This window comes from Streptomyces hazeniae (assembly GCF_031845485.1).
GTDB lineage: Bacteria > Actinomycetota > Actinomycetes > Streptomycetales > Streptomycetaceae > Streptomyces > Streptomyces hazeniae.
The window spans coordinates 128633-145216 of sequence record NZ_JAVREQ010000019.1 but is presented as its reverse complement, the minus strand read 5'-3'; the positions used below and the strand labels follow the sequence as shown (position 1 = coordinate 145216).

The 16584-nt window shown below is 73.6% G+C and carries 16 protein-coding genes and 1 pseudogene; 6 read left to right on the top strand and 11 right to left on the bottom strand.

The features are described 5' to 3' along the window. The first annotated feature begins 50 nt into the window (after window positions 1–50). Window positions 51–665, top strand: a complete 615-nt coding sequence (locus RM572_RS20480; RefSeq protein ID WP_311674827.1) for an HAD family hydrolase — start codon at window positions 51–53, stop codon at window positions 663–665. Window positions 666–698: 33 nt separating this feature from the next. Here the strand turns inward: RM572_RS20480 and RM572_RS20475 are convergent, their stop codons facing one another. Further along, on the bottom strand, window positions 699–1586 hold the full coding sequence (locus RM572_RS20475; RefSeq protein ID WP_311674826.1) for a LysR family transcriptional regulator: 888 nt from the start codon (window positions 1584–1586) through the stop codon (window positions 699–701). 82 nt (window positions 1587–1668) lie between these two features. On the opposite strand from RM572_RS20475, the gene RM572_RS20470 reads away from it, so the two are divergent. The 3 genes from RM572_RS20470 to RM572_RS20460 are packed head-to-tail and all read left to right on the top strand — an operon-like array spanning window position 1669 to window position 5100. Then, window positions 1669–2370, top strand: a complete 702-nt coding sequence (locus tag RM572_RS20470) for a succinate dehydrogenase (RefSeq protein WP_311674825.1) — start codon at window positions 1669–1671, stop codon at window positions 2368–2370. A gap of 1 nt (window position 2371) precedes the next feature. Further along, window positions 2372–4333 carry a fumarate reductase/succinate dehydrogenase flavoprotein subunit gene (locus tag RM572_RS20465; protein WP_311674824.1) on the top strand — a complete coding sequence of 654 codons (1962 nt, stop codon included), beginning with the start codon at window positions 2372–2374 and terminating at the stop codon, window positions 4331–4333. A gap of 17 nt (window positions 4334–4350) precedes the next feature. After that, window positions 4351–5100: a succinate dehydrogenase/fumarate reductase iron-sulfur subunit gene (locus tag RM572_RS20460; protein WP_311674833.1), complete on the top strand. Its 750-nt coding sequence runs from the start codon at window positions 4351–4353 to the stop codon at window positions 5098–5100. Window positions 5101–5154: 54 nt separating this feature from the next. Here the strand turns inward: RM572_RS20460 and RM572_RS29870 are convergent. The 10 genes and pseudogenes from RM572_RS29870 to hisD form a co-directional block, all read right to left on the bottom strand. Next, window positions 5155–6120: pseudogene (locus tag RM572_RS29870) on the bottom strand (helix-turn-helix transcriptional regulator); the annotation flags it as partial. Window positions 6121–6842: 722 nt separating this feature from the next. After that, window positions 6843–7802 carry a bis(hydroxyethyl) terephthalate hydrolase gene (bdeA, locus tag RM572_RS20450; RefSeq protein WP_027762508.1) on the bottom strand — a complete coding sequence of 320 codons (960 nt, stop codon included), beginning with the start codon at window positions 7800–7802 and terminating at the stop codon, window positions 6843–6845. Between the two features lie 116 nt (window positions 7803–7918). After that, window positions 7919–8683 (bottom strand): imidazole glycerol phosphate synthase subunit HisF, encoded by a 765-nt coding sequence (hisF, locus tag RM572_RS20445; protein WP_311674822.1) that lies wholly within the window; start codon window positions 8681–8683, stop codon window positions 7919–7921. Window positions 8684–8706: 23 nt separating this feature from the next. Further along, a complete protein-coding gene (locus tag RM572_RS20440; protein WP_311674821.1) occupies window positions 8707–9105 on the bottom strand; it encodes a RidA family protein in 399 nt (132 codons plus the stop codon). Further along, on the bottom strand, window positions 9102–9848 hold the full coding sequence (priA, locus tag RM572_RS20435) for a bifunctional 1-(5-phosphoribosyl)-5-((5-phosphoribosylamino)methylideneamino)imidazole-4-carboxamide isomerase/phosphoribosylanthranilate isomerase PriA (protein WP_311674820.1): 747 nt from the start codon (window positions 9846–9848) through the stop codon (window positions 9102–9104). The genes RM572_RS20440 and priA overlap by 4 nt, the downstream gene beginning before the upstream one ends. After that, entirely contained in the window at window positions 9848–10492 is a 645-nt protein-coding gene (gene hisH, locus RM572_RS20430; RefSeq protein ID WP_394813658.1) for an imidazole glycerol phosphate synthase subunit HisH, read from the bottom strand. Before hisH ends, priA begins: the two co-directional genes overlap by 1 nt. After that, window positions 10483–10647: a hypothetical protein gene (locus RM572_RS20425; protein WP_027762513.1), complete on the bottom strand. Its 165-nt coding sequence runs from the start codon at window positions 10645–10647 to the stop codon at window positions 10483–10485. The genes hisH and RM572_RS20425 overlap by 10 nt, the downstream gene beginning before the upstream one ends. A gap of 180 nt (window positions 10648–10827) precedes the next feature. Further along, a complete protein-coding gene (gene hisB, locus RM572_RS20420; RefSeq protein ID WP_311674818.1) occupies window positions 10828–11430 on the bottom strand; it encodes an imidazoleglycerol-phosphate dehydratase HisB in 603 nt (200 codons plus the stop codon). Next, window positions 11427–12554: a histidinol-phosphate transaminase gene (locus RM572_RS20415; RefSeq protein WP_311674817.1), complete on the bottom strand. Its 1128-nt coding sequence runs from the start codon at window positions 12552–12554 to the stop codon at window positions 11427–11429. The genes hisB and RM572_RS20415 overlap by 4 nt, the downstream gene beginning before the upstream one ends. Further along, on the bottom strand, window positions 12551–13906 hold the full coding sequence (gene hisD, locus RM572_RS20410) for a histidinol dehydrogenase (protein WP_311674816.1): 1356 nt from the start codon (window positions 13904–13906) through the stop codon (window positions 12551–12553). Before hisD ends, RM572_RS20415 begins: the two co-directional genes overlap by 4 nt. A gap of 155 nt (window positions 13907–14061) precedes the next feature. Between hisD and RM572_RS20405 the strand changes: the two genes are divergently transcribed. Together RM572_RS20405 and RM572_RS20400 are read left to right on the top strand one after the other, a co-directional pair. Further along, window positions 14062–15675 (top strand): oxidoreductase, encoded by a 1614-nt coding sequence (locus tag RM572_RS20405; RefSeq protein WP_311674815.1) that lies wholly within the window; start codon window positions 14062–14064, stop codon window positions 15673–15675. Between the two features lie 77 nt (window positions 15676–15752). Next, on the top strand, window positions 15753–16550 hold the full coding sequence (locus tag RM572_RS20400) for an LON peptidase substrate-binding domain-containing protein (RefSeq protein ID WP_311674814.1): 798 nt from the start codon (window positions 15753–15755) through the stop codon (window positions 16548–16550). Window positions 16551–16584: the final 34 nt, after the last annotated feature.

Here is a 16584-nt window from a genome sequence, read left to right as displayed (position 1 = left end):
CCCGGGTGGCGGTGGGTGGGGGGGTGGGGGGGGGGTGGGAGGGTGACGGGGTGACGCTGCCTTTCGACGCCGTGCTGTGCGACATCGACAACGTGATCCGGTACTACGACCACACCGAACTGGCGCGACTGGAGGAGGCCGAAGGGCTGGAACCGGGGACGACGGCGAAGGTCGCGTTCTCCGACGGGGTCGACGGGCCCCTGCTGCGCGGCGAGATCACCAAGAGCCGGTGGCGGGAGTCGATCGTCCGGGGGCTGACCGGGCTGGTGCCGGAGGATGCGGCGCGGAGGCTGGTCCGGGCGTTCGGGCGGACGCCGACACGGGCGGACGTGACGGTCGTGGAGCTGCTGCGACGGGCGCAGCGGCACGTGCCGGTGGTGCTGGTGACCAACGCAACGCGCGAGCTGGCGGAGGAGCTGGAGCCGTTGGGGCTGCTGGCGCACTTCGGTGACCGGATCGTCAACAGCGCGCTGGTGGGGGTGGCGAAGCCCGACCGGCGGATCTACCTGCGGGCGGCGGAGGTGGCGGGGGTGCCCCCGGAGCGGTGTGTGTTCGTCGACGACCGGGCGGAGAACGTCGAGGCGGCGGCCGCGCTGGGGATGACCGGTGTGCACTTCCGCCGGGTGGAGGATCTGGCGCGGGCGCTGGAGGAGCTGCCGGGGTGAGGGCCGGGCCGTGCCGCACGATCCGGAGCGGGGCTACCTGCGGCTTCGACCGTGCTCAGTGAGGATCCGCTGGAGTTCGCGGGCGGCGCGGGGCGGTGAGACGTCGCTGCGGTGGGCGACGGAGACGGTGCGGTGCAGGCCGGGCGGGGTGAGCGGGGTGCGGCGCAGGCCGGAGCGGGCGGCGACCATGCCGGGGACGACGGCGACGCCGAGGCCGGCGCGGACGAAGCCGAGCACGGCGTCCATCTCGCCGCCCTCCACGGCGAACACCGGGTCGAAGCCGGCGGCACGGCACGCGGAGACGGTGAGGTCGCGCAGGTCGTAGCCGCGGCGGAACATCACCAGGGGCCGGTCGCGCAGGTCGTCGATACGCAGGCGGCGCCGGTGGGGGAAGCCGGTGCCGGGTGCGGAGACGACGACGAGTTCCTCGGTGAGGAGTTCGGTGGTCGTCAGCGCCGGGGCGGGTCCGGCGAGCGGGGTGATGACGAGGGCGAGGTCGAGCTCTCCGGCGGCCAGGACGCGCACCAGGTCCTGCGAGCCGCCTTCGTGGACGACGAGGTCGACGCCCGGGTAGCGGGCGCGGAAGGTGCTGAGCACGTCCGGGACGAAGCCGGCGCACAGGCTGGGCGGGGCGCCGAGCCGGACGCGGCCGCGGCGGAGCCGGGCGACCTCCTGGACCTCGCGGCGGGCGGTCTCGGTGTCGGCGAGGATGCGGCGGGCCAGCGGGAGCAGTGCCTCGCCCGCGTCGGTGAGCGAGATGTGGCCGCGGGCGCGGTGGAACAGCTCCGCGCCGAGTTCCTTCTCCAGCGCGCGGATCTGCTGGGAGAGGGAGGGCTGGGCGACGAGTTCGCGGGCGGCGGCGCGGGTGAAGTGCCGGGTCTCCGCGACGGCGGTGAAGTAGCGGAGCTGCTGGAGCTGCATAGGACCAGCATAGGTGTTCCCTATGGAAGCCAGCGCTTTCATGTCTTGGACGGATGAGCGCGGGGCTTCCTACCGTCGGGGCATGGCACTGGTGACGCGGGAGCGAAGGCCGTCCCTGGCGGGGATGCTGTGGCGTTCGACCGTCGGGAAGAAGGCCGTGATGGCCCTGACCGGCCTGGCGATGCTGCTGTACCTGGTCGCGCACATGCTGGGGAACCTCAAGGTGTTCTTCGGTCCCGGGGACATGAACGGCTACGCGCACTGGCTGCGGACGATCGGGGAGCCGTTCCTGGGGCCCGAGTGGTTCCTGTGGCTGGCGCGGATGGCGCTGGTGGCCGCGGTCGTCGCGCACGGGGTGGCCGCGTACCAGCTGAGCCGCCGGGACCTGGCCGCGAGGCCGGTGGGATACGCGCACCGGCGGCGCCGGGCGAGCTACGCGACGAGGACGATGCGCTGGGGCGGGATCATCCTGGCGCTGTTCGTGGTGTGGCACGTGCTGGACCTGACGACGGGGACGGTGCACCCCGGGTTCGAGCAGGGCCGTCCCTACCAGAACGTCGTGGACACCTTCTCCACCTGGTACGGCAACGCCGTCTACGGCGTGGCGATGCTCGCGGTGGGGCTGCACGTGCGGCACGGCTTCTGGAGCGCCGCGCAGACGCTGGGGGCCAACCGGCCGCACCTGGACCGTGCGCTCAGGCGTGCCGCGGACGTGCTCGCGGTGGCGCTGACCGCCGGGTTCCTCGCCGTACCGATCGGTGTGATGACGGGAGTCGTGAGCTGACATGAGCACGGACAGCACGTATTTCCGGGTGGGAGAGCCGCTGACGGACGCGGCGGCCCCGGACGGCCCGATCTCGGAACGCTGGCGGCGCCGGCGCTTCGAGGCGAAGCTGGTCAACCCGGCGAACCGCCGCCGGCACACCGTCATCGTCGTCGGCACCGGCCTGGCCGGCGGGGCAGCGGGCGCGACACTGGCCGAACAGGGCTACCGCGTCGTGCAGTTCTGCTTCCAGGACTCGCCGCGCCGCGCCCACTCCGTCGCCGCGCAGGGCGGCATCAACGCCGCCAAGGACTACCGCAACGACGGCGACTCCGTGCAGCGCCTGTTCTACGACACGGTCAAGGGCGGCGACTTCCGGTCCCGCGAGTCGAACGTGCACCGGCTGGCGGAGGTGTCGGTGGAGATCATCGACCAGTGCGTGGCGCAGGGCGTGCCGTTCGCCCGCGAGTACGGCGGGCTGCTGGACACCCGCTCGTTCGGCGGGGTGCAGGTCGCCCGGACCTTCTACGCGCGCGGGCAGACGGGGCAGCAGCTGCTGCTCGGTGCGTACCAGGCGCTGTCCCGGCAGATCGCCGCCGGACGGGTGGAGATGCACCCGCGCACCGAGATGCTGGACCTGATCGTGGTGGACGGCAGGGCCCGCGGCATCGTGGCCCGCGACCTGGTGACCGGCAGGGTGGACCCGTACTTCGCGGACGCGGTGGTGCTGGCCAGCGGCGGGTACGGCAACGTCTTCCACCTGTCGACGAACGCGAAGAACTCCAACGCGACCGCCGTGTGGCGCGCGCACCGGCGCGGGGCGTACTTCGCCAACCCGTGCTTCACCCAGATCCACCCCACCTGCATCCCGCGCTCCGGCGCGCACCAGTCGAAGCTGACGCTGATGAGCGAGTCGCTGCGCAACGACGGCCGCATCTGGGTGCCGCGGAGGGCCGGGGACGGACGGGCGCCCGGCGACATCCCGGAGGAGGAGCGGGACTACTACCTGGAGCGGCTGTACCCGTCGTTCGGGAACCTGGTACCGCGCGACATCGCGTCCCGGGCGGCGAAGAACGTGTGCGACGAGGGCCGCGGCGTCGGACCGGGCGGGCAGGGCGTGTACCTGGACTTCGCGGACGCGCTGGCCCGGCTGGGGCGGGACGCGGTGGCGGAGCGGTACGGGAACCTGTTCGAGATGTACGAGCGGATCACGGCGGAGGACCCGTACCGGGTCCCGATGCGGATCTACCCCGCGATCCACTACACGATGGGCGGGCTGTGGGTCGACTACGACCTGCAGACCACCGTGCCCGGACTGTTCGCGATCGGCGAGGCGAACTTCTCCGACCACGGCGCCAACCGGCTCGGCGCCTCCGCGTTGATGCAGGGGCTCGCGGACGGCTACTTCGTGCTGCCGGCGACCCTGGGCGACTATCTCGCCCGCGGGGCCGCGGCGGGGGCCCTGGGCGAGGTCCGGCACGACCACCCGGCCGTGCACGAGGCGGTGTTCGCCGTCACCGACCGGCTGTACGCGCTGCTGTCCAACAACGGCGACCGCACCCCCGAGTCGTTCCACCGGGAGCTGGGCGCGCTGCTGTGGGACGCGTGCGGCATGTCCCGGACGGAGGACGGGCTGCGCCGCGCACGGGAGCGGATCCTGGAGCTGCACGCCGGGTTCTGGGAGCGCGTGCGGGTGCCGGGCGGCGGCGAGCAGCTCAACCAGTCGCTGGAGCAGGCCAACCGGGTCGCGGACTACTTCGAACTGGCGGACCTGATGTGCCGGGACGCGCTGCACCGCGACGAGTCGTGCGGCGGCCACTTCCGGGAGGAGAGCCGCACCCCGGAGGGCGAGGCGCAGCGCGACGACGAGCGGTTCGGCTACGTGGCGGCCTGGGAGTTCGCCGGGGCGGGTGAGCCGCCGGTACTCCACCGCGAGCAGCTCGCCTTCGCGTACGTCCACCCCACTCAGCGGAGCTACCAGTGAGCACGACACCGACGACGATGACACTGGCCCTGCGGATCTGGCGCCAGCCCGGCCCGGACGCGCCCGGGCGGATGACGCCGTACCGGGTGCCGGGCGTCAGCCCGGACATGTCGTTCCTGGAGGTGCTCGACACCCTCAACGAACGGCTCGCCGAGGACGGCGAGGAGCCGGTGGCGTTCGACCACGACTGCCGCGAGGGCATCTGCGGCGCCTGCGGCGTGGTGATCGACGGGCAGGCGCACGGGCCGGAGCGCACCACCGCGTGCCAGCTGCACATGCGGCACTTCGAGGACGGCGCGACCCTCGACGTCGAGCCGTGGCGCGCGGGCGCGTTCCCGGTGGTGCGGGACCTGGTGGTGGACCGTTCGGCGCTGGACCGCGTGATCGGCGCGGGCGGGTACGTGACGGCGCCGACCGGCAGCGCACCCGACGCGCACGCGGTGCCGGTACCGAAACCGGCGGCGGACACGGCGTTCGACAACGCCGAGTGCATCGGCTGCGGCGCCTGTGTGGCCGCCTGCCCGAACGGCTCCGCGATGCTGTTCACGGCGGCCAAGGTCGTGCACCTGAACGCGCTGCCGCAGGGGGCGCCGGAGCGGGAGTCGCGGGTACTGGACATGGTCGGGCAGATGGACGACGAGGGGTTCGGCGGCTGCACCAACGCCGGCGAGTGCGCCACGGCCTGCCCGAAGGGCATCCCGCTGACCAGCATCGCCGCCATGAACCGCGAGTACCTCCGAGCCGCCCGCCGCCGCCCGGGGAGGTAGGCCGGAGCGGCGCCGCCTCGCGGGCCGTGGGGCTCCCGGCGCCGTCGGGCCCGCTCAGCGCAGGCGCCGGGCGAGTTCGACGCGGGAGCGGACGCCGAGCGTGGCGAACGTGTTGCGGAGGTGGTGTTCGACGGTTCGGGTGCTGACGGAGAGCCGTTCGGCGATCTCCCGGTTGGTGGCTCCCTCCGCCACACAGCGCGCGATCCGCAGCTGCTGGGGCGTCAGCGCCCGCAGCACGTCGCCCGGTTCGGGATCCGGGCCGTCCACCGCCGCTCCCGTGGCGCGCAGTTCGGCGCGGGTGCGCGCGGACCAGTGGACGGCTCCACACCGCTCGAAGCCCGCGAGCGCGGACCGCAGCCGGTCCCGCGCTTCGAGCAGCCTGCGAGCCCGCCGCAGCGCCGTGCCCCAGAGCAGTTCGGTGCGGGAGCGTTCGAAGTCGGCGCCCGCGTCGTCGTGCAGGGCGAGCGCGCGGACGTAGTGGCTGCCCGCGCGGCCGGGGTCGGCGGCCAGCAGGGCCCGGCAGCGGGCCAGTTGGCCCGGCGCCTGCGGGTCTGCCGTCCACGCGGTCCACTCGGCGAACTCCGCGACCGCCTCCGCCGCGCCCTCCGTCCGGCCCGCGAGGACGGCCGCCTCCACGAAGCAGGGCACGGCGAGCATGCGCAGGGCCCAGTGGCCGACCGGCGCGGGGGGCCGCACGAGCGGGGCGAGCCGGCCCACCGCCTCGCGGGGGCGCCCGGCGGCCAGGTCGGCGCGGGCGAGCGCCCAGGCGGCGAGGGCCCGCGTCATGCCGAGTCCGTGCGCGGCCGCGGTCTCGGTGGCGGCACCGGCGTGGGCGAGGCAGCCCGGAGTGTCGCCGGTCACGAACGCCGTCATGGCGAGAAGGGCGTGGTGGTGGGCTGCCGCGTTGCGCTGCCCGGTCCTCTCGGCGAGGCGTAGACCCTGGGTGGCGTGCGCGTGGGCCCTTGCGTGGTGTCCGGCGCGCAGCTCCGCGTACGCGAGGTACTCGGTGATCTGCGGCAGGAGGGTGCCGCGGTCCTCCGTGCGGGCGAGCGCCAGCGCGCGGGTCGCGGCGTCGAGGGCGGCGGTGATGTCGCCGACGACCAGGGCCACGACGCAGATCCGCAGCAGTTCGGCGGGCGTGGAGCTCGGAAGGCCGCGGGCCAGGGCTCGCGCGAGGAGGGACGCGCCCTCAGCGAAGCGGCCGTGGAGCACGGCGGTCATGCCGGTCAGGTAGGCGTCGGGCGGCGCGGACGCCTGTTGCAGGGCGAGTCCCCGGGCGAGCGCATCGCGGAAGGTGTCGAGGTCACCGTCCAGCCAGGCGGCCTCGGTCGCTGCGTGGACGGCCTCCAGCGCGAGCCGGCGGTCGTGCGGGGCGAGCAGGCGGGCCGCGAGCAGGAGCAGTTCGCGGGCGTCTGCCACCGGGCCGCCGCGGAGGTCGAGCAGGCCGCGGGCCAGAGCGGCACGGCCACGACGCACGTCGGTGCCGGGTGACGGCGGCCCGGGGACGCGTCCGAGCAGTGCTTCGGTGCGGCCCGGATCGTCGGCGAGCCGGTCGAGGAGGGCTTCGATCGCGGCCAGTTCGGGCGTGCGGGGGCGCGGGCGGAGCGGACTGGTGCTGATCGGCATACCGGTCACCCCGTCGAGGTTACGGAAAGGCGGGGACGGGTGGAACGGTGCGGGCGACGCCGCCCTCCCCCACCGGAGGGCGGCGTCGCCGGGCACTGCGCGGGGACGGCGCGGGGTCACCCGCCGTGCGGGCAGTTGCCGCGGTACTCCTCGATCTCCGTGCTGGGGCCGGGGATCGGGCAGAGGAACTGCTCGTACCGGGTGTCGTCGTCGATGAAGCGCTTCAGCCAGGAGATGCTGTACTTCGCGATCGTGGTGTCCGGCGAGTTGGGCGCGAAATGGTTGGCCCTGTTGAGTTCGAGGTAGGCCCGGTCCAGGGAGCCCGGCAGGCTCTCGTAGAAGGGCTCCGCATGCGACGAGACGGGGGCGATCGAGTCGCCGTCGGCTCCCACGATCAGCGTCGGGACGCCGACGTCCCGCCAGGTCTTGTCGAGGTTCCACGGGGTGAGCGGAATCGCCGCCTCCAGCGAGGGCCGGTCGACGGCGGCCTCCAGGCTGCCGCCGCCTCCCATGGAGTGGCCCATCACGCCGAGCCGGGAGGCGTCGATACGGTCCCTCACGGAGCTCCGCTCCGTCAGGTAGTCGAGTGCGGCGAGGAGCTGGCGGCCGCGAGAGGCGGGCTGGTCGAGCCGGGTGAGGGTGTCGATGGTGAAGACGACGAACCCGCGGGAGGCCAGCCGCGGCCCGTACCAGGCCATGCTGGACTGGTCGGCCGTGTACCCGGGGGCCACGGCGACGGCGCCGAACGTGCCGTCGGAGGTCTCCGTCGGGTAGTAGACGGTGCCGCCGCCGAACCCGGAGACCTCCAGGGAGGACACCCGGTCCTCGGCGACGTCGTAGTGGCCCCGGGGCGCCTCGACGCTGTCCTCGGTGGGGTCGGGACCGCGCTCGTAGGGGTTGTCGGCGGCGGGCGCGGTCGCCGGGGCGGGAGCGGGGGCCGCCTGGGCGCCGGGGGCCGGCCCGGTCAGGGTGGCGAGGCCGAGGGCCAGGACGGCGGTGAGCCCGGTGCCGGCGGCGCGGACCCTGCCGCCGCGCGCGGGGCTTCTGCGGGGGGTGGTGCCGGGGTGCTGACGCATCGGGGGAGCACATCCTTCCGGTCGCGGATGCCCTCACGGTGCCCTCGGGCGCTGCTCCGCGCATCGGTGGAATCACCGGTCTCCCCTGCGGCGGTCCCCCTGGCGGTGGGGGGCGTTCAGCGCACGGCGTGGCCCGCGTCGCGGAGGATGTCCTTGACCTGGCCGATGCGCAGATCGCCGAAGTGGAAGACGGAGGCGGCGAGTACGGCGTCGGCGCCCGCGTCGATGGCGGGCGGGAAGTGGCCCAGGCGCCCGGCGCCCCCGCTGGCGACGACGGGGACGGTGACACAGGCACGGACGGCCGCGATCATCTCGGTGTCGTAGCCGTCCCTGGTGCCGTCGGCGTCCATGGAGTTGAGCAGGATCTCCCCGGCGCCGAGTTCGGCGGCCCGCTGCGCCCACTCGACGGCGTCCGTGCCGGTGCCCCGACGGCCGCCGTGGGTGGTGACCTCGTAGCCGGACGGCGTGCCGGCGTCGCTGCGGCGGGCGTCGACGGACAGCACGAGGACCTGGCGGCCGAACCGTTCGGCGACCTCCCGGAGGAGTTCCGGCCGGGCGATCGCGGCGGTGTTGACGCCGACCTTGTCCGCTCCGGCGCGCAGCAGCCGGTCCACGTCGGCGGCGGTGCGGACGCCGCCGCCGACGGTGAGGGGGATGAAGACCTGCTCGGCGGTGCGCCGCACCACGTCGTAGGTGGTCTCGCGGTCGCCGGAGGAGGCGGTGATGTCGAGGAAGGTCAGTTCGTCGGCGCCCTCGGCGTCGTAGACCTTGGCCATCTCGACCGGGTCGCCGGCGTCGCGCAGGTTCTGGAAGTTGACGCCCTTGACGACCCGGCCGTCGTCCACGTCCAGGCAGGGGATGACTCGTACGGCCAGCGTCATGCGGTCTGGTGCTCCATCGTCGTTCAGGGGGTGCGCAGGGCTTCGACCTCGACCTCGACCAGCACCCGGGAGTCGACGAAGCCGGAGACCACGACCAGGGTGGCGGCCGGGCGTACGGCGTCGAAGATCTCCTTGTGGGCGCGGCCGACGTCGTCGACGTCCCGGGCGTGGGTGAGGTACATCCGGGTGCGGAGGACCGCGTGCTTGTCGAGGCCGAACCGCTCCAGGGCGGCGAGGGCGTTGCCGAAGGCGGCCTTGGCCTGCTGGTAGGGGTCTCCCTCGCCCTGAAGGACGCCGTGCACCAGCGGCATGGTGCCGGAGACGAGGACCCGGTCGCCGGCGGCGACCGCGCGCGCGAAGCCGATGGACTCCTCCCACGGGCTGTCGGTCTGCACGCGCTCCGCGCGCCGGTCGGTCGTCATGACGAAACCGCCTCCAGGGCCTCTTCCAGGGTGAACGCCTTGGCGTAGAGGGCCTTCCCGACGATCGCGCCCTCGACTCCTTCGGGAACGAGACCGGCGAGAGCGCGCAGATCGTCCAGGGAGGAGACGCCGCCGGAGGCCACGACCGGACGGTCGGTGGCGCCGCACACCGTGCGCAGCAAATCGAGGTTGGGGCCCTGGAGGGTGCCGTCCTTGTTGATGTCGGTGACGACGTAGCGGGCGCAGCCCTCGGAGTTCAGCCGCTCCAGGGTCTCGTACAGGTCGCCGCCGTCGCGGGTCCAGCCGCGTCCGCGCAGCGTGGTGCCGCGTACGTCGAGGCCGACGGCGATGCGGTCGCCATGCTCGGCGATGACCTTGGCGACCCACTCGGGGGTCTCCAGGGCCGCCGTGCCGAGGTTGACACGGGTGCAGCCGGTGGCCAGCGCCGCGGCGAGCGTGTCGTCGTCGCGGATGCCGCCGGAGAGCTCGACCTTGATGTCCATGCGCCCGGTGACCTCGGCGATGCGGTCCCGGTTGTCGCCGGTGCCGAAGGCGGCGTCCAGGTCGACCAGGTGCAGCCACTCGGCGCCGGCCTGCTGCCAGGCCAGGGCGGCCTGCAGCGGGTCGCCGTAGGAGGTCTCGGAGCCGGACTCGCCGTGCACCAGCCGGACGGCCTGGCCGTCGCGGACGTCGACGGCGGGGAGGAGTTCGAGCGTCGGCGCGTCGGGCGTCACGTCGGGCATCACAGGGTCTCGATCCAGTTGCTGAGGAGTTGGGCTCCGGCGTCGCCGGACTTCTCGGGGTGGAACTGGGTGGCCCACAGCGGGCCGTTCTCGACGGCGGCGACGAACGGGCCGCCGTGCGTGGTCCAGCTGACGGTGGGCGCGGTCATCGCGGCGTGGGTGGCCCGGAACTCCCAGTCGTGCACGGCGTAGGAGTGCACGAAGTAGTAGCGGGCGTCGGCGGGCAGGCCGGCGAACAGCCGCGACCCCTCCCCCGCCTCGACGGTGTTCCAGCCCATGTGCGGGACGGCGTGTTCGGCGTCGGCCTTGAGCGGGCCGACGGTACCGGGCCACTCGTCGAGGCCGTCGGCCTCCACGCCGTGCTCGATGCCGCGGCTGAAGAGGATCTGCATGCCGACGCAGATGCCCAGCACGGGGCGCCCGCCGGCCAGACGCCGTTCGACGATCCAGTCGCCGCGGGCCTCGCGCAGTCCGGTCATGCAGGCGGCGAACGCGCCCACGCCGGGGACGAGGAGCCCGTCGGCGTTCATCGCGGCGTCGTAGTCACGGGTGATCTCCACTTCGGCGCCGGCGCGGGCGACGGCGCGTTCGGCGGACCGCACATTGCCGAAGCCGTAGTCGAGGACGACGACCTTCACGACCACACCTCCAGCCGGAGGATGCCGGCGACGAGCGCCAGCACGGCGCCGATGCCGAGCACGGCGATGACGCCCTTCGGCATCTTCTGCTTCCAGAACGAGACCGCTCCGCCCAGCAGGAACAGCCCCACGAAGATCAGCAGCGTCGACAGCCCGGTCACAGCACCCCTCCGTGAGCTTCTCCGGCCCCGCGGCGCAGAAGCGCCCGCCTCGTCGTCGTCCGCGGCCCGGCGGCCGCGCGTCCGTCGCTCACAGCACCCCTCCGTGAGCTTCTCCGCCCGCGCGGCGCAGAAGCGCACGCCTCGTCGTCGTCCGCGGCCCGGCGGCCGCGCGTCCGTCGCTCACAGCGCGCCCTTCGTCGAGGGGATGCCGGTCTGCCGCGGGTCGATCTCGGACGCGTACCGCAGGGCTCGGGCGAGGGCCTTGAACTGGCACTCCACGATGTGGTGCGCGTTGCGCCCGTAGGGCACGTGGACGTGCAGGGCGATCTGCGCCTGGGCGACGAAGGACTCCAGGATGTGCCGCGTCATGGTGGTGTCGTAGTCCGGGCCGATCATCTGGGCCATGCCCTCGGGCTCCGTGTGCACGAGGTACGGCCGGCCGGACAGGTCGACGGTGACCTGCGCCAGCGACTCGTCCAGCGGTACGGAGGCGTTCGCGAACCGCACGATGCCCCGCTTGTCGCCGAGCGCCTGCCGGAACGCGGCGCCCAGCGCGAGGGAGGTGTCCTCCATCGTGTGGTGGCTGTCGATGTGCAGGTCGCCCTCGGTCTTGACGCTGAGGTCGAACAGCCCGTGGCGGCCGAGCTGGTCGAGCATGTGGTCGTAGAAGCCGACGCCCGTGGCGACGTCCACCCGGCCGGTGCCGTCGAGGTCGATCTCGACGACGACGGAGGTCTCCTTCGTGGTGCGCTCCACGCGCCCGGTGCGGCTGGGGCGGGTCATGTCGCGTTCTCCTTCATGAGCTTGCGTACCGCGTCGAGGAACGCGTCGTTCTCTGCGGGGGTGCCCGCGGTGACCCGCAGGCGGCCGGGGACACCGTTGTCGCGGACGAGGACGCCCTCGTCGAGCAGCCGCCGCCAGAAGGCGTGCGCGTCGTCGAAGACGCCGAACTGGACGAAGTTGGCGTCCGAGTCGGTCACCTCGCAGCCGGCCGCCCGCAGCTCGTCGACCAGCCGGTCGCGTTCGGACTTGAGCTGTGCGACGTACCCCAGCAGCGTATCGGTGTGCTCCAGGGCGGCGAGTGCGGTGGCCTGGGTGACGGCGGAGAGGTGGTACGGCAGCCGGACCAGCTGCACGGCGTCCACCACGGCCGGGTCGGCGGCCAGGTAGCCCAGGCGCAGCCCGGCGGCGCCGAACGCCTTGGACATGGTGCGGGACACCACCAGGTGCGGGCGGCCCTCGATCAGCGGCAGCAGCGAGGGCCGGTGGCTGAACTCGCCGTACGCCTCGTCGACGATCACCATGGACGGCTTCGCGGCCTGTGCCGCCTCGTACAGCGCGAGGACGGTCTCCGCGTCGACGGCGGTGCCGGTGGGGTTGTTGGGCGAGCAGACGAACACCACGTCCGGCCGGTGCGCGGCGATGGCGTCCACCGCGGCGTCCACGTCGATGCGGAAGTCCTCGGTGCGGGGCCCGGCCAGCCAGCCGGTGCCGGTGCCGCGCGCGATGAGGGCGTGCATCGAGTAGGACGGCTCGAAACCGAGCGCGGTGCGGCCCGGCCCGCCGAACGTCTGGAGGAGCTGCTGGAGCACCTCGTTGGAGCCGTTGGCCGCCCACACCTGGTCGGCGGTGACGTGGTGGCCGCAGGTGCGGCTGAGGTAGGCGGCCAGGCCGGTGCGCAGCTCGACCGCGTCGCGGTCGGGGTAGCGGTTCAGCGCGCGGGCCGCGTCGGCGACACGCTCGGCGATCCGGGCGACCAGGGGTTCGGGCAGCGGGTAGGGGTTCTCGTTGGTGTTGAGCCGCACCGGCACGTCGAGCTGCGGCGCGCCGTACGGGGACTTGCCCCGCAGTTCCTCGCGCACGGGCAGCTCGACGTCCCGGGGGCGGTCAGGGGTCGGGCCGGTCACTGCGGCAGGTACCTTCCCGTCTCTGCGGTCTGCTCCTCGTCTGCGGCGAACCGGTGCTTGAGGGCGTCTCCGTGCGCGGGCAGGTCCTCGGCCTCCGCGAGGGCCACCACGTGGTGGGTGACCTCGGCGAGGGCGTCGCGGGTGTAGTCCACGACGTGGATGCCGCGCAGGAAGGACTGCACGGACAGGCCGGAGGAGTGGCAGGCGCAGCCGCCCGTGGGGAGCACGTGGTTGGACCCGGCGCAGTAGTCGCCGAGGGACACCGGGGCGTAGGGACCGACGAAGATCGCGCCGGCGTTGCGGACCCGGGAGGCCCAGCCGGCGGCGTCGGCGGTCTGGATCTCCAGGTGCTCGGCGGCGTAGGCGTCGACCACGGCGAGTCCGTGTTCCAGGTCGTCCACCAGCACGATGCCGGACTGCCGGCCTGCCAGCGCCTCTGTGATGCGCTCGCGGTGCCTGGTCGCGGCGACCTGGGTCTTCAGCGCGCGCTCGACCGACTCCGCCAGCGCCTCGGACGGGGTGACCAGCACGGCGGCGGCGACCACGTCGTGCTCGGCCTGCGAGATCAGGTCGGCGGCGACGTGGGCCGGCTCGGCGGTGTCGTCGGCGAGGATCGCGATCTCGGTCGGCCCGGCCTCCGAGTCGATGCCGATAAGGCCCTTGAGCAGGCGCTTCGCGGCGGCGACGTAGATGTTGCCGGGGCCGGTCACGAGCTGGACGGCGGGGCACTCCTCCGTGCCGTGGGCGAACATCGCGACGGCCTGTGCGCCCCCGGCCGCGTACACCTCGTCGACGCCGAGCAGGGCGCAGGCGGCGAGGATGGTCGGGTGCGGCAGTCCGTCGAAGCCGGCCTGCGGCGGCGACGCGACGGCGAGCGAACCGACGCCGGCCTCCTGCGCGGGCACCACGTTCATCACCACGGACGACGGGTAGACGGCGCGGCCGCCGGGCACGTACAGGCCGACCCGCTCGACCGGCACCCAGCGTTCGGTGACGGTGCCGCCGGGCACGACCTGGACGGTGGAGTCGGTGCGCCGCTGCTCGCGGTGCACGATGCGGGCGCGGCGGACGGACTCCTCCAGAGCCGCCCGCACCTTCGGGTCCAGCTCCTCCAGCGCACGGGCGAGCTCGCTCTCCGGGACCCGGATGCGCTCCAGCGTGCAGCCGTCGAACCGCTGCGCGTAGTCGATCAGCGCCGCGCTGCCGCGATGGTGCACGTCGTCGCAGATGGGCCGCACCGTCTCCAGTGCGGCTTCCACGTCGAGTTCGGCACGGGGCAGCAGGTCGGGGTCGATTCCGGCGCCGGAGGAGCCGGCGGAGAACGTCCCACGCAGATCGATTCGGGAGATCACGGACCCATTCTCGCAGACCGCGCCCGAGGGGCGGACAGCCGTATCGAGGCGTGATACACACCCGGAGTGATGATCGTCGCAGGCGGCGTCCACACGGTCACACAGGGCACATCGGGGGTAAGGGACCGTATGACCAGGGGGAAGGGGAAGGGCAGATGAGTCAGCCTTCGAACGAGGGCGAGCCGCCCGGCGACCTGACCGCCGCCGAGGTGTGGGTGTGGCAGGCGTTCCGCAACGGCAGCAGTCTCGACCTGCGCAGTGGCGAACCGGAGCTGGACGACCCGGACGGGGAGCACGAGTGGGGGCCGGAGCGGACCGTGCGGGCGCGGGTGCTCGCCCGCCTGCTGCTGGACGACGAGGCGACGTCGCTGCCCGGGCGGGTGGCGTCGCTGCACCTGACCGGCGCCTACGTCACGGGCTCGCTGACACTGTCCGGCGGCGAGATCGACAAGTTCGTGGAGCTGCGGCACTGCCGGTTCGAGGAGGAGGTGCGGCTCACCGAGGCGCACCTGCGTACCGCCCGGCTGATCGGGTGCCGGATACCGCGGCTGGAGGCGGCCCGGGTGAAGGTGGAGGGCGACCTGCACCTGGCGCGGTGCGTCATACCGGACGGCATACGGCTCACCGACGCGAACATCGGCACGGACCTGCTGCTGAACGAGGCCCGGGTGGGCAGCGGCGACCGGACGCGGGCCATCGCCGCGGACGGCCTGTCGGTCTCCCAGGAGGTGCAGGCCAGCCTGCTCACGGTGGACGGCGAGCTGGGCCTGCGCGGCGCGACGATCGGCGGCTCGCTGTTCATGTACGGCAGCGTGCTGCGCAACACCCAGGGCCGGTACGCGCTGCACGCGCCGCAGCTGACGGTCGAGCAGTCGGCGCACTTCGCCGACCCGAAGCGCGAGAACGCCCGCCTGATCCAGGGCAGCACGCCCCCGGCCGGCACCTACGGGCCGTTCGGCGCGGCCGGTGCCCGGCCGCCGCGGTCGCAGCACTTCGAGTGCACGGGCGGGGTGAAGCTGGACGACAGCCGCTTCGGCGGGTCGCTGGTGCTGGACAACGCGCGCTTCACCCTGGAGCGCGACCAGGAGATCTCGCTGCGCCGGCTCAGCACTCCCGAGCTGTGCTTCACCTCGCCGGCGCCGGAACGGGGCCTGATCGTGCTGTCCGGTGCGACGGTGGAGAACCTCGTCGACAAGGTCAGCAGCTGGCCGCGCGACGAACGGCTGTGGATGGCCGGGTTCACCTACCAGCGGCTGATCCACCGCGGTCACTTCTCGCTCCAGCAGCGGCTGGACTGGCTGGCCGCGGCGACGCCCGAGTACTCCCCCGGCCCGTACGAGCAGCTGGCGGCCGTCTACCGGGCGGGGGGCGAGGACGCCGACGCGCGGGCGGTGCTGCTGGAGAAGCAGCGCCGCCGCCGGGAGACGCTTCCGGTGGCCGGCAAACTGTGGGGGCTCATCCAGGACTGGACGGTCGCCTACGGGTACCGGCCGGGGCAGGCCGCGCTGTGGATGGTGCTGCTCTGGCTGGCGGGGTTCGCGGTCTTCTTCCGGCACGAGCCGCCCGCGCTGAAGCTGAACGAGTCTCCGCAGTGGAACGCCGCCCTCTACACGCTGGACCTGCTGCTCCCGGTGATCAGCTTCGGCCAGGACCAGGCGTGGGCTCCTGAGGGCGGCTACCAGTGGCTTGCCGCGGTGATGATCCTGCTCGGCTGGATCCTGGCCACGACCGTCGCGGCGGGTGCGACCCGGCTGCTGCGCCGGCAGTGACGGGCGGGGCAGAGGGACGGCGCCGGACGGGCAGGGGGACGGCGCCCGGCCGGTGACAGGCCGTAGGCTTACCAGTCGTGACGACCGCACTTCCCCTGTTCCCGCTGAACTCGGTGCTGTTCCCCGGCCTGGTGCTGCCGCTGAACATCTTCGAGGCGCGGTACCGCGCGCTGATGCGCGACCTGCTGGCCGTACCGGAGGACGAGCCGCGGCGTTTCGGCGTGGTCGCGATCCGCGACGGCCGCGAGGTGGCGCCCACGGCGGTCGGCCTGCCCGAGGACGTGACCGGCGCGGCCGGCTCCGATCCGGCCGGCGGCTTCGGTCCCGACCTGATGTCCTCCTTCCACACGATCGGGTGCGTCGCGGACGCCACCACGATCCGCAAGCGGCCCCCGCGGGGGTCGGCGCCCACCGGGGGCGCCGAGGAGGGCCCGGAGAACGGCGACGACAGCGCCGGCTACGAAGCCCTGGCCACCGGCACCACCCGTTTCCGGCTGCTCTCCGTCGATGCGGGCGGACCGTACCTGACCGCCGAGGTGGAGGAACTGCCCGAGGAGGAGGGCGAGGGCGCCGGAGCGCTCGCCGCCGGAGTGCTGCGGGCCTTCCAGACCTACCAGAAGCGGCTGGCCGGGGCCCGCGAGCGGACGCTGGCGGCCGGCCAGGAGCTGCCGGACGACCCGTCGGTGGTGTCGTACCTGGTCGCGGCGGCGACCGTGCTGGACACCCCCGCGAAGCAGCGGCTGCTCCAGGCGCCGGACACCGCGTCCCGGCTCGCGGAGGAACTGCGGGTGCTGCGCCGCGAGTCCGCGGTCATCGGGCAGCTGCCGTCGCTCCCGGCGGTGGAGCTGACGCGGAAGCCGACGAGCTTCAACTGACGGACGGCGGACGACGGACAGCGGACGGCGGGAG